The sequence below is a fragment of the Burkholderia humptydooensis genome, from assembly GCF_001513745.1.
GTDB classification, from domain to species: Bacteria; Pseudomonadota; Gammaproteobacteria; order Burkholderiales; family Burkholderiaceae; genus Burkholderia; species Burkholderia humptydooensis.
In genome coordinates this window covers 516,183-530,718 of record NZ_CP013382.1, presented here as the reverse complement: position 1 = coordinate 530,718, position 14,536 = coordinate 516,183, and the positions used below count along the sequence as shown (strand labels likewise).

At 66.2% G+C, this 14,536-nt stretch carries 13 protein-coding genes; 8 read left to right on the top strand and 5 right to left on the bottom strand.

Features of this window, described 5'->3' with window-relative positions:
• Positions 1-69: 69 nt before the first annotated feature.
• The 5 genes from groL to AQ610_RS21665 form a co-directional block, all read right to left on the bottom strand.
• A complete protein-coding gene (gene groL, locus AQ610_RS21685) occupies positions 70-1,710 on the bottom strand; it encodes a chaperonin GroEL (protein WP_006028534.1) in 1,641 nt (546 codons plus the stop codon).
• Between the two features lie 32 nt (positions 1,711-1,742).
• Complete coding sequence (gene groES / locus AQ610_RS21680) at positions 1,743-2,033, bottom strand: co-chaperone GroES (protein WP_004525505.1); 291 nt, start codon at positions 2,031-2,033, stop codon at positions 1,743-1,745.
• Between the two features lie 212 nt (positions 2,034-2,245).
• Positions 2,246-3,208, bottom strand: coding sequence for an agmatinase (speB, locus tag AQ610_RS21675; RefSeq protein WP_006028532.1), 963 nt, complete (start codon positions 3,206-3,208; stop codon positions 2,246-2,248).
• A 133-nt stretch (positions 3,209-3,341) separates the two neighbouring features.
• Positions 3,342-4,832, bottom strand: a complete 1,491-nt coding sequence (locus tag AQ610_RS21670; protein ID WP_009914407.1) for an aldehyde dehydrogenase — start codon at positions 4,830-4,832, stop codon at positions 3,342-3,344.
• Between the two features lie 116 nt (positions 4,833-4,948).
• On the bottom strand, positions 4,949-5,500 hold the full coding sequence (locus AQ610_RS21665; RefSeq protein WP_043283060.1) for a cupin domain-containing protein: 552 nt from the start codon (positions 5,498-5,500) through the stop codon (positions 4,949-4,951).
• Positions 5,501-5,931: 431 nt separating this feature from the next.
• Between AQ610_RS21665 and AQ610_RS37560 the strand changes: the two genes are divergently transcribed.
• The 8 genes from AQ610_RS37560 to AQ610_RS21630 all read left to right on the top strand — a co-directional run bounded on the left by AQ610_RS37560 (position 5,932) and on the right by AQ610_RS21630 (position 14,535).
• The gene (locus AQ610_RS37560; RefSeq protein WP_230479360.1) at positions 5,932-6,135 is read left to right on the top strand and encodes a hypothetical protein; all 204 of its coding nucleotides are present in this window, start codon (positions 5,932-5,934) and stop codon (positions 6,133-6,135) included.
• Between the two features lie 306 nt (positions 6,136-6,441).
• Positions 6,442-7,239, top strand: coding sequence for a gamma-glutamyl-gamma-aminobutyrate hydrolase family protein (locus AQ610_RS21660; protein ID WP_045554698.1), 798 nt, complete (start codon positions 6,442-6,444; stop codon positions 7,237-7,239).
• A 26-nt stretch (positions 7,240-7,265) separates the two neighbouring features.
• A complete protein-coding gene (locus AQ610_RS21655; protein WP_006028528.1) occupies positions 7,266-8,600 on the top strand; it encodes a glutamine synthetase family protein in 1,335 nt (444 codons plus the stop codon).
• Between the two features lie 34 nt (positions 8,601-8,634).
• On the top strand, positions 8,635-10,074 hold the full coding sequence (locus tag AQ610_RS21650; protein WP_045554699.1) for an aspartate aminotransferase family protein: 1,440 nt from the start codon (positions 8,635-8,637) through the stop codon (positions 10,072-10,074).
• Between the two features lie 67 nt (positions 10,075-10,141).
• Complete coding sequence (locus tag AQ610_RS21645) at positions 10,142-11,263, top strand: polyamine ABC transporter substrate-binding protein (RefSeq protein WP_043283059.1); 1,122 nt, start codon at positions 10,142-10,144, stop codon at positions 11,261-11,263.
• A gap of 214 nt (positions 11,264-11,477) precedes the next feature.
• Positions 11,478-12,632, top strand: coding sequence for an ABC transporter ATP-binding protein (locus AQ610_RS21640; protein ID WP_006028525.1), 1,155 nt, complete (start codon positions 11,478-11,480; stop codon positions 12,630-12,632).
• Positions 12,629-13,609, top strand: a complete 981-nt coding sequence (locus tag AQ610_RS21635) for an ABC transporter permease subunit (protein ID WP_015603585.1) — start codon at positions 12,629-12,631, stop codon at positions 13,607-13,609. Before AQ610_RS21640 ends, AQ610_RS21635 begins: the two co-directional genes overlap by 4 nt.
• Entirely contained in the window at positions 13,606-14,535 is a 930-nt protein-coding gene (locus tag AQ610_RS21630; protein WP_006028523.1) for an ABC transporter permease subunit, read from the top strand. The genes AQ610_RS21635 and AQ610_RS21630 overlap by 4 nt, the downstream gene beginning before the upstream one ends.
• Position 14,536: the final 1 nt, after the last annotated feature.

Genomic DNA, 14,536 nt, shown 5'->3' with positions numbered 1-14,536 from the left:
CGCCGCGCGAGGGCGCTTCGGTTCGCCGTATGACGCTTCGCCATCCACGCCTGCGCTACACGCTCACGCTCAGAAGTCGAAGCCCGGACCGCCCGCGCCCGGCACGCCCGCCGGCGGGGCGGGCGGCGCGTCCTTCGGCGCTTCGTGAACCGTCGCATCGGTCGTCAGCAGCAGGCCCGCGATCGACGCCGCGTTCTGCAGCGCGGTGCGCGTGACCTTCGTCGGATCGAGCACGCCCGATTCGACGAGGTCGCCGTATTCGCCCGTCGCCGCGTTGTAGCCGTAGTTGCCCTTGCCGGCCGCGACCGTCGCGACGACGACGCTCGCCTCCTCGCCCGCGTTCGCGACGATCTGGCGCAGCGGCTCCTCGAGCGCGCGCAACACGATGCTGATGCCCGCCTTCTGATCGGCATTCGCGCCCGCGAGCTCCGCGATCGCCTGCTTCACGCGAATCAGCGCGACGCCGCCGCCCGGCACGATGCCTTCCTCGACAGCCGCGCGCGTCGCGTGCAGCGCGTCGTCCACGCGGTCCTTCTTCTCCTTGACCTCGACTTCGGTCGCGCCGCCGACCTTGATCACCGCGACGCCGCCCGCGAGCTTCGCGACGCGCTCCTGCAGCTTCTCGCGATCGTAGTCGGACGTCGCATCGGCGATCTGCGCGCGGATCTGCTTCACGCGCGCCTCGATGTTCGCCTTGTCGCCCGCGCCGTCGATCAGCGTCGTGCTCTCCTTGCCGACCTCGATGCGCTTCGCGCGGCCGAGCTCCTGCAGCGTCGCCTTTTCGAGCGTGAGGCCCGTTTCCTCGGCGATCACCTGGCCGCCCGCAAGGATCGCGATGTCCTCGAGCAGCGCCTTGCGGCGGTCGCCGAAGCCCGGCGCCTTGACCGCGACGGTCTTCAGGATGCCGCGGATGTTGTTGACGACGAGCGTCGCGAGCGCTTCGCCCTCGACGTCCTCCGCGATGATGAGAAGCGGCCGGCCCGCCTTCGCGACCTGCTCGAGCACCGGCAGCAGATCGCGAATGTTCGAGATCTTCTTGTCGTGCAGCAGGATGAACGGCTCGTCGAGCACCGCGAGCTGGCGGTCGGGATTGTTGATGAAGTACGGCGACAGGTAGCCGCGATCGAACTGCAGCCCTTCGACCACGTCGAGCTCGTCGGCAAGCGACTTGCCGTCCTCGACGGTGATCACGCCTTCCTTGCCGACGCGGTCGATCGCCTCGGCGATCCGCTGGCCGATCGATTCCTCGCCGTTCGCCGAGATCGTCGCGACCTGCGCGATCTCCCTGCTCGTCGTCGTCGGCTTGCTGATCTTCTTCAGCTCGTCGACCGCGGCGGCCACCGCCTTGTCGATGCCGCGCTTCAGATCGAGCGGATTCAGGCCCGCGGCGACGTACTTCTGTCCTTCGCGCACGATCGCCTGCGCGAGCACGGTCGCGGTCGTCGTGCCGTCGCCCGCCGCGTCGCTCGTCTTCGACGCGACCTCCTTCACGAGTTGCGCGCCGATGTTCTGCACTTTGTCCGCAAGCTCGATTTCCTTCGCGACCGACACGCCGTCCTTCGTGACGACGGGCGAGCCGAAGCTGCGCTCGAGCACGACATTGCGGCCTTTCGGGCCGAGCGTGACCTTCACTGCGTTCGCGAGCAGATTGACGCCTTCGACGAGCTTCGTGCGCGCGCCGTCGTGAAAAATGATTTCTTTCGCTGCCATGATTCGGCGCTCCTTATCGGATCGGTATCGGATCAGGAATGAACGACTGCGACGATGTCTTCCTCGCGCAGCACCAGCAGTTCGTTGCCGTCGACCTTCACGGACTGCCCGGCGTACTTGCCGAACAGCACGCGCTCGCCGACCTTCACGTCGGGCTCGACGCGCTTGCCGTCGGCGTCGCGCCGGCCGGGGCCGACCGCGACGATCTCGCCCTGATCGGGCTTTTCGGCCGCGCTGTCGGGAATCACGATGCCGGATGCGGTCTTGGTTTCCTGATCGAGTCGCTTGACGATGACGCGATCGTGTAGCGGACGTAGGCTCATGCTCACGTTTCCTTATCGAAGTCGTTGGCACTCGGGCTCGGTGAGTGCCAATCAGGTGTCGAGTATAGAAACGCGCGCCCAAACGCTCCAATAACGGATTCGCACAAACTTATCGGGGAAAACGCATTGGCCGCGGCGTCGGGTTCGGCCGGTCCGCCGCCGGCGCGGCCCTCGCCGCGCGTGCGCAAGCAAGGGCCCGCCGACACGGCCCGTCAGCGCGCGCCCACCTTGCGCTGCCGCCACAGGCACAGCAGATCGCACGCGACATGCGCGGCCGCGATCGCGGTGATCTCGCTGTGGTCGTAAGCCGGCGCGACCTCGACGACATCCGCGCCGATCAGGTTCACGCCGCCGAGACCGCGCACGATCGCGAGCGCCTGCGCGGACGACAGCCCGCCCGCGACCGGCGTGCCCGTGCCCGGCGCGAACGCGGGATCGAGGCAGTCGATGTCGAACGTCAGATACGCGGGCCCGCCGCCGACGATCGACGCGATGCGCCCGGCAGTCGCGCGCGGCCCGTGCTCGTGCACCCACGCGGCGTCGAGCACGTCGATGCCGAGATAGTCGTCGTTCCACGTGCGGATGCCGATCTGCACCGACGTCCGCGGATCGATCAGCCCCTCGTCGACCGCCTTGTAGAACATCGTGCCGTGATTGAGGCTGTCCGGCTCGTCGTCGGCCCATGTGTCGCAATGCGCATCGAAATGAATCAGCGACAGCGGCTTGCCGACCTTCTGCGCATGCGCGACCAGCAGCGGATACGTGATGTAGTGATCGCCGCCCAACGTCAGCATCTTCGCGCCCGATTGCAGGATCGCCCGCGCGTGCTCGACGATCGCGGGCTTGATCGAGAGCGGATTGTGCGCGTCGAACCAGCAGTCGCCGTAGTCGATCACCGCGAGATCGTCGAACGGATCGAATCCCCAGGGATACGGATGCAGTTCGGCAAGCTGCACGCTCGCCGCGCGCACCGCGGCGGGGCCCAGGCGCGCGCCGGAGCGGAACGTCGTCGCGAGGTCGAGCGGCACGCCGGACACGACGACGTCGACGCCGCCGAGATCGCGCGTGTAGTTGCGTCGCATGAACGACAGCACGCCCGCGTAAGTGTTTTCGATCGAGGAACCGTAGACGGATGGACGGCGGATCGCGCCGTCGCCGTGGAGCGTTTCATTCATGGAATGACCCGATGGAGGGACCGGCCCGCTCGCGATGCGGCTCCCGAAAAAGAGGCGAGCAGGCCGGCGGCCGGATTCATTGGGAACGCGGCGACGCGTTGCGCGCGCGCCGCCGCGCTGGCTTGCGAATCCTTTAGCGCAGCCGCACGAGCGTCGACTTCAGCTCGGTGTACTTCTCCAGTGCGTGCAACGACTTGTCGCGGCCGTTGCCCGATTGCTTGTAGCCGCCGAACGGGAAGTTCATGTCGCCCCCTTCGTCGTAGCAGTTGACCCAGACGGTGCCCGCGCGCAGCCGGCGCGCGACGTCGTGCGCGGTCGTCAGGTTCGCGGTCCACACGGCTGCGCCGAGCCCGTATTCGCTGTCGTTCGCGATCCTCACCGCTTCGTCGACCGAATCGAATGTGATCACCGACAGCACCGGCCCGAAGATTTCCTCGCGCGCGATCTTCGTGTCGGGCGCCGTGTCGAACACGGTCGGCTCGATGTAGAAGCCGCCGCTCGCTTCGTTCACGCGCGCGCCGCCGAGCAACAGCTTCGCTTCGGCGCGGCCCGTCTCGATATAGCCGAGCACGCGCTCGAGCTGGATCGCGTCGACGATCGCGCCCATCGATACGTCCGGATCGAGCGGATTGCCGGGCTTGTATGCGCGCGCCGCGGCGACGAGCTTTGCGAGAAACGCGTCCTTGATGTCGCGATGCACGAGCAGGCGCGAGCCCGCCGTGCACATCTCGCCCATGTTGTAGAAGATCGCGCCCGCCGCCGCCTTCGCCGCGCGGTCGAGATCCGGGCAGTCGGGCAGCACGATGTTCGGCGATTTCCCGCCGAGCTCCAGCCACACGCGCTTCAGGTTCGATTGCCCCGCATACTGCATGATCAGCTTGCCGACGCCCGTCGAGCCCGTGAACGCGAGACAGTCGACGTCGCGATGCAGCGCGAGCAGCTTGCCAGGCTCCCCGCCGCCCGGCACGACGTTGAACACGCCGGCCGGAATCCCCGCTTCGTGCGCGAGCTGCGCGACCCTGATCGCCGTGAGCGGCGATTTCTCCGACGGCTTGAGCACGACGCTGTTGCCCGCGGCGAGCGCCGGCCCGAACTTCCACGATGCCATCAGGATCGGGAAATTCCACGGCACGACCGCGGCGACCACGCCGAGCGGCTCGCGCGTGACGAGGCCGACGAGATGATGATCGGCCGGCACCACTTCGCCGCCGACCTTGTCGATCGCCTCCGCGAACCACTCGACGCAGTACGCGGCGCCCGGCACGTCGACCGTCGTCGTGTCGCCGATCGGCTTGCCCGCATCGAGCGTCTCGAGCAGCGACAGCTCGTCGAGATGCGCGCGCATCAGCGCCGCCCAGCGCAGCAGGATCGCCTTGCGCTCGCGCGGGTTCAGCCCCGCCCACGCCTGTTCGTCGAACGCGCGCCGGGCGGCGGCCACCGCCGCGTCGACGTCGTCCGCGCCGCAGTCGGCGACCTTCGCGAGCACGCGGCCGTCGATCGGGCTCACGCAATCGAACGTCTTGCCGCCGTGCGCGCCGCGATACGCGCCGTCGATGAATGCGCGCCCCTCGATCGCGAGCGTCGCGGCCTTGTCCTGCCAATAAGCCAAAGTGGTCTTGTCCATCGGAATAGCCTCATGGAGTGGGATTCGCCGCGCGTCGTGACGTCTGGGCCATGCGTGACATAGCGGCGCTGCGTGCCCGCGGCGCGCGGTCGGCGGCGAATCGCGTTGGCGCGTCGTCAGAAGGTGGGCGGCGAATTCGCCGACACGACCTCGCAGATCTGTTCCGCGCTGGGATTGCGAAAACGGTGCGGCAAGCGGCTCTCGAAGTAATAGCTGTCTCCGGGGTCGAGCAGCCACGTCGTGCCGTCGACGGTCAGCTCGATCTGCCCCGATACGACCACGCCGCCCTCGTGCCCCGCATGCGTGAGCATTTCCGGCCCGGTGTCGGCAAGCGGCCGATAGACCTCGCGCATGATGCACATGTTGCGGTCCTTGACGCCCGAGCCCGCCAGATAGAAGCCGATCGTCTCGTTGCCGAGATTCGGCATCCCGGCGCGCCGCGAGACGACGGAGCGATTCTCGCCGACCTCGAACGTGAAGAACTCCGCGAGGCTCATCGGAATGCATTCGAGCAATTTCTTCAGCGATCCTACCGAAGGACTGACGCGGTTCTGCTCGATCAGCGAGATGGTGCCGTTCGTGACGCCCGCGCGCTTCGCGAGCTCGCGTTGCGACAGGCCGTACTTCATGCGCACGTGGCGCAGACGAGTGGCGACTTCAGTGGACATCGATAGGGATTCCGACACGATTGTTGAGCGTCGACGACCGACGATTGCGTGGCACGAGTGTCGAATATTCTAATCACTTTCAGCCGTTTTCTGCCCGGGAAAACCCTGCAAGGCGTTCGAAATATTGCACGCCGCCGCACGCTTCCGTTTACGCAGGATAACGGCCCTTCACCGAGAAAAACGCATCGCTTCGTATTTTTGAAAAATATTTGACGCCGTTTTTGGCTCGTATATGCTGATCCACAGGTCGGCGTCATGTCATCGTCATGTTGCGGTGCATTTCAGACGGTATCCGAAATTTACATCGCGTTGACGATCCTGCCGCCGGACCGATGCCCCGATTGATTAAACGCCGGATGCGTTCGATGAACCGGGGTGCTCAAAACTTTCAACGTCACCAGTCGAGTGTAATCGTGAGAGTCCGTGGCCCTCTGGTAAGGTGGGATCGAAGACATGCGGCGAGCATCCCGCATGACGTCGCCCTCTCCGACGGCAGCAGCGGCGCGCTTGTTCCTCGCCTGCTTCCGTCCGTATTCACCATCCTGTCCCGTCGCTCCGTGCGACGTCACAACGCCGTCTCCGCACGCGGCTACATCGCCGTGCACATCGACGAAGTCGCCTCGCTGCTGCCGTAGCGCCTCTCCTCCTGACGCTGTTCGCTCCGAACGCCAGCGCTGACGCCTGACCGGCGCAGCGGCCTGCCGCATCGTCGCGCGCGCGCTCGACCATCCCCGCTGCGCCGCGCGTTCGTGTTCGAGCAAGCGGAATCATTTTTCATCGCGCGCATGGCGATTGCCGGCTTGCGGCCGCCGCTCGCCCATCGTGCACACGCCTCATCGGCTTCACGCACTGCGCGACGCCGACGGGCCCGCTCACGCCTGCCGTATTGCGATTTTCGATGCGCGATTCGCAATCCGGGCATTCATCGAAACGTGAAACTCATGCAAAGCAAACCATTGGTCGGTATCACTGCGGATAAAAAAATGATGGGCGCGCATCCATCGCATATGGTCGTCGAGAAATACATCGCGGCCGTCGTCGACGGCGCCGATGCGCTCGCGATGCTCGTGCCGGCGCTCGGCGCGCGGCAGGCGGCGCGCGACGTGCTCGCCGCCGTCGACGGGCTGCTGTTGACCGGCAGCTACTCGAACGTGGAGCCGCATCGCTACGGCGGCGATCCGAGCGCGCCCGGCACGCTGCACGATCCCGCGCGCGACGAGACGACGCTGCCGCTCGTGCGCGCGGCGATCGACGCCGGCGTGCCGGTGCTCGCGATCTGCCGCGGCTTCCAGGAGTTGAACGTCGTGTTCGGCGGCACGCTGCATCAGCAAGTGCATGCGGTGGACGGATTCGACGATCACCGCGAGGACAAGGGCGACACGCTCGACGCGCAGTACGCGCCGGCGCACGCGATCCGCCTCGCGGCGGACGGGCTGTTGCAACGTCTGCTCGGCGGCGCGACGCACGCTCACGTGAATTCGCTGCACGGCCAGGGCATCGCGCAATTGGGCGCGGGCCTCGCGATCGAAGCGGTCGCGCCCGACGGGCTGATCGAAGCGGTTCGTGCGCCGCACGCGCGCGCGTTCGCGCTCGGCGTGCAATGGCATCCGGAGTGGAAGCACGCGGACGATCCGCTGTCCACCGCGATCTTCCGCGCATTCGGCGATGCATGCCGCGAACGGATGCGCGCCCGCATGCAGCACGACGCCCGGCCGCCGGCGCACGCGATCGACGCGTGACCCGACCCACTACAACGAGAACGATCATGCAAGACATCGACGAATTCCTGAAGAAGCACCGGATCACCGAAATCGAAGCGATCATCCCTGACATGGCGGGCATCGCGCGCGGCAAGATCATTCCGCGCAGCAAGTTCGAAACGGGCGAATCGATGCGCCTGCCGCAGGCGGTGATGATCCAGACCGTCACCGGCGACTACCCGGAGGACGGCAGCCTGACGGGCGTCACCGATCCCGACATGGTCTGCCTGCCCGACGCGTCGACGATCCGCCTGATTCCGTGGGCGATCGATCCGACCGCGCAGGTAATCCACGACTGCGTGCATTTCGACGGCACGCCCGTCGAAATCTCGCCGCGCCGCGTGCTGCGCCGCGTGCTCGAGCTTTACAAGGCGAAAGGCTGGAAACCCGTGATCGCACCGGAGCTCGAGTTCTATCTGGTCGACATGAACAAGGACCCGGACATCCCGCTCGCGCCGCCCATCGGCCGCACCGGGCGGCCGGAGACCGGGCGCCAGTCGTATTCGATCGAAGCGGTCAACGAGTTCGATCCGCTCTTCGAGGACATCTACGAATACTGCGAAGTGCAGGATCTCGAAGTCGACACGCTGATTCACGAAGTCGGCGCCGCGCAGATGGAGATCAACTTCCTGCACGGCGATCCGCTGAACCTCGCCGATCGCGTGTTCCTGTTCAAGCGCACCGTGCGCGAGGCGGCGCTGCGGCACCACATGTACGCGACGTTCATGGCGAAGCCGATGGAGAACGAGCCGGGCTCGGCGATGCACGTGCATCAGAGCATCGTCGACGAGCAGACGGGGCGCAACCTGTTCACCGCGGACGACGGCAGCCCGACCGACATGTTCTACGCGTACATCGCCGGGCAGCAGAAGTACACGCCCGCGCTGATGCCGATCTTCGCGCCGTACATCAACTCGTATCGGCGGCTCTCGCGCTTCATGGCCGCGCCGATCAACGTGCAGTGGGGCTACGACAACCGCACGGTCGGCTTCCGGATTCCGCATTCGTCGTCGGTGTCGCGCCGCATCGAGAACCGGATTCCGGGCGTCGACTGCAATCCGTATCTCGCGATCGCGGGCACGCTCGCGGCGGGCTACCTCGGCATGACGCGGCGCCTCGTGCCGACCGAGCCGCTCGTGAGCGACGGCTACAGCCTGCCGTATCAGCTACCGCGCAATCTCGAGGAGGGGCTCACGCTGATGGCCGCGTGCGAGCCGCTTGCCGAGATCCTCGGCGAGAAGTTCGTGAAAGCCTATCTCGCGTTGAAGGAAACCGAATACGAAGCGTTCTTCCGCGTGATCAGCTCGTGGGAACGCAAGCATCTGCTGCTGCACGTCTGAACGCGCACGCAGCCCATCCATCCAGGAGGAAACGATGAGCTACCGACTGAACAACGAATCCGCATGGGTCCAACCCGCCGCGCCCGCCGCCGGCGCGCACGCGCACGAGCGCCGCACGAGCGCCGAATACCGCGCGCTCGACGCCGCGCACCACATTCACCCGTTCTCGGACATGGGCTCGCTCAATCGCACGGGCAGCCGCGTGATCGTGAGGGCCGAAGGCGTCTATCTGTGGGATTCCGACGGCAACAGGATCATCGACGGCATGGCCGGCCTCTGGTGCGTGAACGTCGGCTACGGCCGCGACGAGCTGATCGAGGCCGGCAGCCGCCAGTTGCGCGAGCTGCCGTTCTACAACACGTTCTTCAAGACCACGCATCCGCCCGTCATCGAGCTGTCCGCGCTGCTCGCGGAAATCGCGCCGCCGGCGTTCAACCGCTTCTTCTATTGCAACAGCGGCTCCGAGGGCAACGACACGGTGCTGCGCATCGCGCATCAGTACTGGCGCACGCAGAACCGCCCGCAGAAGAAGTTCGTGATCTCGCGCAGCAACGGCTATCACGGCTCGACGATCGCGGGCGCGACGCTCGGCGGCATGAGCTACATGCACGAGCAGATGCCGTCGAAGGTCGAGCACATCGTCCACATCGATCAGCCTTATTACTTCGGCGAAGCGGGCGAGGGACAGACGCCCGAGGCGTTCGGGCTCGAACGCGCGCGGCAGCTCGAAGCGAAGATCCTCGAGCTCGGCGCGGAGAACGTCGCGGCGTTCATCGGCGAGCCGTTCCAGGGCGCGGGCGGCGTGATCTTCCCGCCGTCGACGTACTGGCCCGAGATCGAGCGGATCTGCCGCCAGTACGACGTGCTGCTCGTCGCGGACGAAGTGATCGGCGGCTTCGGGCGCACCGGCGAATGGTTCGCGCATCGGCACTTCGGCTTCGAGCCGGATCTGATGACGCTCGCCAAGGGCCTGACGAGCGGCTACGTGCCGATGGGGGCCGTCGCGCTGTCGGACCGGATCGCCGACGCGCTGATCGCGCACGGCGAGTTCAACCACGGGATGACGTACTCGGGGCATCCGGTCGCGGCGGCGGTGGCCGTCGCGAATCTGAAGGTGCTGCGCGACGAACGGATCGTCGAGCGCGTGAAGACCGATACCGGCCCCTACTTCCAGCAGTTGCTGCGCGAGACGTTCGCGAACCATCCGATCGTCGGCGAGATCGCGGGCGCGGGGCTCGTCGCGGGCATCCAGCTCGCGCGCGAGCCGGGCGCGCGCAAGCGCTTCGAGAACGGCGGCGAAGTCGGCACGATCTGCCGCGACTACTGCTTCAACGGCAACCTGATCATGCGCGCGACGGGCGACCGGATGCTGCTGTCGCCGCCGCTCGTGGTCTCGAAGCCCGAAATCGACGAGATCGTCGAGAAGGCGAAGAAAGCGATCGATGCGACCGCGCAGCAACTGGGCCTTTCCTAACGGCATTGCCAATCGGGCGGGTGGCGCGCGGGCGCCGCGCGCCCACCTTCATCATCAGGGGAACAACATGAGTGTGAGCCATCTTCGTCATGCGGTCGCGCGCGCTGCGCTCGTCGCGCTCGCCGGCGCGTCGGCGCTGGCCGCACCGGCCGCGCAAGCGGTCGGCGCCGAGCTGAACGTCTACAACTGGTCAGACTACATCGCGAAAGACACGATCCCGAACTTCGAGAAGCAATCGGGCATCCACGTCAAATACGACAACTACGACAGCGACGACACGCTGCAGGCGAAGCTGCTCGCGGGCAGCTCCGGCTACGACATCGTCGTGCCGACGTCGAACTACATGGCCAAGCAGATTCAGGCGGGCGTCTACCAGAAGCTCGACAAATCGAAGCTGCCGAACCTGTCGAACCTCGATCCGACGCTGATGAAGATGATCGCCGACGCCGATCCGGGCAACCAGTACGGCGTGCCGTGGGCGTTCGGCACCGACGGCGTCGGCTACAACGTGCAGGCGGTGAAGAAGGCGCTCGGCGAGAACGCGCCCGTCGACAGTTGGGCGCTCGTGCTCGATCCGGCGAACGTGTCGAAGCTCAAGGGCTGCGGCGTGTCGTTCCTCGATCAGGCGGTCGACGTGTTCGCCGCGACGCTGCAATACATGGGCAGGAATCCGAACAGCACGAACCCGGCCGACTACCAGGCGGCGTTCGACGTGCTGAAGAAAGTCCGCCCGTACATCACGCAGTTCAACTCGTCCGGCTACATCAACGATCTCGCGAACAACGACGTGTGCGTCGCGCTCGGCTGGTCGGGCGACGTCGGCATCGCGCATCGGCGCTCGGCCGAAGCGAAGCGCCCGTACGACATCAAGTTCACGAATCCGAAGGAAGGCGGCCTGCTGTGGTTCGACGTGATGGTGATCCCGAAGGATGCGCCGCACGCGGAAGCCGCACTGAAATGGATCAACTACATCGAGGACCCGAAGGTCAACGCGGCGATCACGAACGAAGTGTTCTATCCGACCGCGAACCGCGCGGCGCGCCAGTTCGTCGCGCCCGCCGTCGCGCAGGACCCGACCGTCTACCCGCCCGAAGACGTGCTGAAGAAGATGACGCTGATGCGGCCGATGCCCGCCGACATCCTGCGGCTCGAAAACCGTCTGTGGGCGCAACTGAAGACGGGGCACTGATCACGAGCGATTCCGGCGCGCGGCAATCGCTCGATTGCCGCGCGCCCCAAGCACGCAATCCGGCGGCGGCGCGTTCGGCCTGAAGTTCAGCCTGAAGTTCAGCCCGAAACGCCCGGCGCCTCGATTCCCGGTCGCAGTCCCCCCGCGATTCGCCTTGTGCGCGCCGCGCGGGAGCGCTCATGCCTGCGATCCCCAAACGAAGGATGGCTACTTCATGAAATCGACGCCTTCAATCGACACCGCGCAACTGGCGCGTCCCCCGGTCGCCACGCCGGCCGGAACGAACGAGTTCGTCCGCATCGAGAACGTCGTGAAAAAATTCGGAGACAGCACCGCCGTCGACAACGTCAATCTGTCGATCGCGAAAAACGAGCTGTTCGCGCTGCTCGGCAGCTCCGGCTGCGGCAAGTCCACGCTGCTGCGGATGCTCGCCGGGCTCGAGACGGCCACATCCGGGCGCATCTTCGTCGACGGCGAGGATCTCGCGGCGCTGCCGCCGTATCGGCGGCCCGTCAACATGATGTTCCAGTCGTACGCGCTCTTCCCGCACATGAGCGTCGAGTCGAACGTCGCGTTCGGCCTGAAGCAGGAAGGCACGCCGAAGCAGGAGATCCGAGAGCGCGTCGCCGACGCGCTGAACCTCGTGCAGATGGGCCGCTACGCGCAGCGCAAGCCGCATCAGCTCTCGGGCGGCCAGCAGCAGCGCGTCGCGCTCGCGCGCTCGCTCGTCAAGCGGCCGAAGCTGCTGCTGCTCGACGAGCCGATGTCCGCGCTCGACAAGAAGATCCGCCAGAAGACGCAGCTCGAGCTCGTCAACATCATCGAGAAGGTCGACGTGACCTGCGTGATGGTCACGCACGATCAGGAAGAGGCGATGACGATGGCAAGCCGCCTCGCGGTGATGAGCGAAGGCCGGATCGTGCAGATCGGCACGCCGAGCCAGGTCTACGAATTCCCGAACAGCCGCTTCTCGGCCGAATTCATCGGCTCGACGAACCTGTTCGAGGGCGTCGTCGTCGAGGACGAGCCCGATCACATCTTCGTCGAAAGCGAGGATCTCGAAGCGCGGATGTACGTGAGCCACGGCGTCACGGGCCCGCTCGGGATGCCGGTCGGCATCTCGGTGCGGCCGGAGCGCGTGCGCGTGTCGCGCGAGAAGCCGGCCGAGCCGCACAACTGGGCGCGCGGCGTCGTCACCGACGTCGCGTACATGGGCAGCTATTCGCTGTACCACGTGCGCCTGCCGAGCGGCAAGACGGTCATGTCCAATCTTTCGAGCTCGCACCTGATGCAGGACGGTGCGCCCGCGTACAACGACGACGTGTTCGTCTCCTGGTCGCCCGCAAGCGGCGTGGTGCTCACGCAATGAGAACGTCTCCCTCCTCCTCCCTCGCGGCGGCTACGCCCGCCGCCCGCGGCGCGGCGCCCGTGCGCGCGCGCGTCGCGCGCCTCGCGGCGCGCTTCACGCCGTCTGGCCGCGGCGTCGCGATCGGCGTGCCGTTCCTGTGGCTCGCGCTGTTCTTCGCATTGCCGTTCGTGCTCGTGCTGAAGATCAGCTTCGCCGATCAGGTGATGGGCATCCCGCCGTACACGGCGCTGATGAGCGTCAAGGACGGCGCGGTGCAATTCGCGCTGCAGCTCGGCCATTACGCGTTCCTGCTGCAGGACAGCCTCTATGTCGCGACCTATGTCAGCTCACTGAAGATGGCCGCGGTCTCGACGCTCCTGTGCCTGCTGATCGGCTATCCGATGGCGTACTACATCGCGCGCTCCGCGCCCGCGACGCGCAACCTGCTGATGATGGGCGTGATGCTGCCGTTCTGGACGTCGTTCCTGATCCGCGTCTACGCATGGATCGGCATCCTGAAGGACGATGGCCTGCTGAATCACGCGCTGATCGCGATCGGCCTGATCCACTCGCCGCTGCGCCTCTATCACACCGATGCGGGCGTCTACATCGGGATGGTCTATTCGTACCTGCCGTTCATGGTGATGCCGCTCTACGCGCACCTCGTGAAGATGGACCTCACGCTGCTCGAGGCCGCCTACGACCTCGGCGCGAAGCCCTGGGTCGCGTTCACGCGGATCACGCTGCCGCTGTCGAAGAACGGAATCATCGCGGGCAGCCTGCTCGTGTTCATTCCCGCCGTCGGCGAATACGTGATCCCGGAGCTGCTCGGCGGCGCCGACACGCTGATGATCGGCCGCGTGATGTGGGACGAGTTCTTCAACAACATGGACTGGCCGATGGCCTCCGCGGTGACGGTCGCGATGGTGCTGCTGCTCCTCGTGCCGATGGCCGTGTTCCAGTACTACCAGGTGAAGGAGCTGGAGGACGCGAAATGATCAAGCCCAACAAGCCGCTTTCCGCCGGCGTGCTGACGCTCGGCTTCCTGTTCCTCTACATCCCGATCGTGAGCCTCGTCGTCTATTCGTTTAACGAATCGAAGCTCGTCACGGTCTGGTCCGGCTTCTCGCTGAAGTGGTACGCGGCGCTCTGGCAGGACGACGAGCTGCTGACGAGCGCGTGGCTATCGCTGAAGATCGGCCTGTTGACCGCGTTCGCCTCCGTGTTCATCGGCACGTGGGCGGGCTTCGTGCTCGCGCGCTTCGGACGCTTTCGCGGCTTCACGCTGTACACCGGGATGATCAACGCGCCGCTCGTGATTCCCGAAGTGATCCAGGGGATCTCGCTGTTGCTGCTGTTCGTCGCGCTCGAGCAGATGCTCGGCTGGCCCAGGGGGCGCGGGATGGTGACGATCTGGATCGGTCACGTGATGCTGTGCGTGTCGTACGTCGCGATCATCGTGCAGTCGCGCGTCAAGGAGCTGAACAAGTCGCTCGAAGAAGCGGCGCTCGATCTCGGCGCGACGCCGCTCAAGGTGTTCTTCGTGATCACGCTGCCGCTGATCTCGCAGGCGCTGCTGTCCGGCTGGCTGCTGTCGTTCACGCTGTCGATCGACGATCTCGTGCTGTCCGCGTTCCTGTCCGGCCCAGGCTCGACGACGCTGCCGCTCGTCGTGTTCTCGCGCGTGCGTCTCGGCCTGAATCCCGAAATGAACGCGCTCGCGACGCTCTTCATCACCGCGGTGACGATCGGCGTGATCGTCGTCAACCAGATGATGCTGAGCCGCGAGCGCCGACGCGCGCGCGACATGCGCCAGGCGTTCGCGCAGCCCGCGCCGTCCGACTCGCCCGAATCCGACGCGGCCGGCGGCGCGCCGCGCGCGCCGCAAACCGCGGCGACGCGCAAATCGCTCGGCACGGCCTGAC

Excerpts from the sequence above, each read along its gene's own strand:
- AQ610_RS21665 (WP_043283060.1), bottom strand. The coding sequence starts at position 5,500 with ATGTCCACTGAAGTCGCCACTCGTCTGCGCCACGTGCGCATGAAGTAC.
- groES (WP_004525505.1), bottom strand. The coding sequence starts at position 2,033 with ATGAGCCTACGTCCGCTACACGATCGCGTCATCGTCAAGCGACTCGAT.
- AQ610_RS21670 (WP_009914407.1), bottom strand. The coding sequence starts at position 4,832 with ATGGACAAGACCACTTTGGCTTATTGGCAGGACAAGGCCGCGACGCTC.
- AQ610_RS21640 (WP_006028525.1), top strand. The coding sequence starts at position 11,478 with ATGAAATCGACGCCTTCAATCGACACCGCGCAACTGGCGCGTCCCCCG.
- AQ610_RS21635 (WP_015603585.1), top strand. The coding sequence starts at position 12,629 with ATGAGAACGTCTCCCTCCTCCTCCCTCGCGGCGGCTACGCCCGCCGCC.
- AQ610_RS21645 (WP_043283059.1), top strand. The coding sequence starts at position 10,142 with ATGAGTGTGAGCCATCTTCGTCATGCGGTCGCGCGCGCTGCGCTCGTC.
- speB (WP_006028532.1), bottom strand. The coding sequence starts at position 3,208 with ATGAATGAAACGCTCCACGGCGACGGCGCGATCCGCCGTCCATCCGTC.
- AQ610_RS21660 (WP_045554698.1), top strand. The coding sequence starts at position 6,442 with ATGCAAAGCAAACCATTGGTCGGTATCACTGCGGATAAAAAAATGATG.
- AQ610_RS21650 (WP_045554699.1), top strand. The coding sequence starts at position 8,635 with ATGAGCTACCGACTGAACAACGAATCCGCATGGGTCCAACCCGCCGCG.
- AQ610_RS21630 (WP_006028523.1), top strand. The coding sequence starts at position 13,606 with ATGATCAAGCCCAACAAGCCGCTTTCCGCCGGCGTGCTGACGCTCGGC.
- AQ610_RS21655 (WP_006028528.1), top strand. The coding sequence starts at position 7,266 with ATGCAAGACATCGACGAATTCCTGAAGAAGCACCGGATCACCGAAATC.
- groL (WP_006028534.1), bottom strand. The coding sequence starts at position 1,710 with ATGGCAGCGAAAGAAATCATTTTTCACGACGGCGCGCGCACGAAGCTC.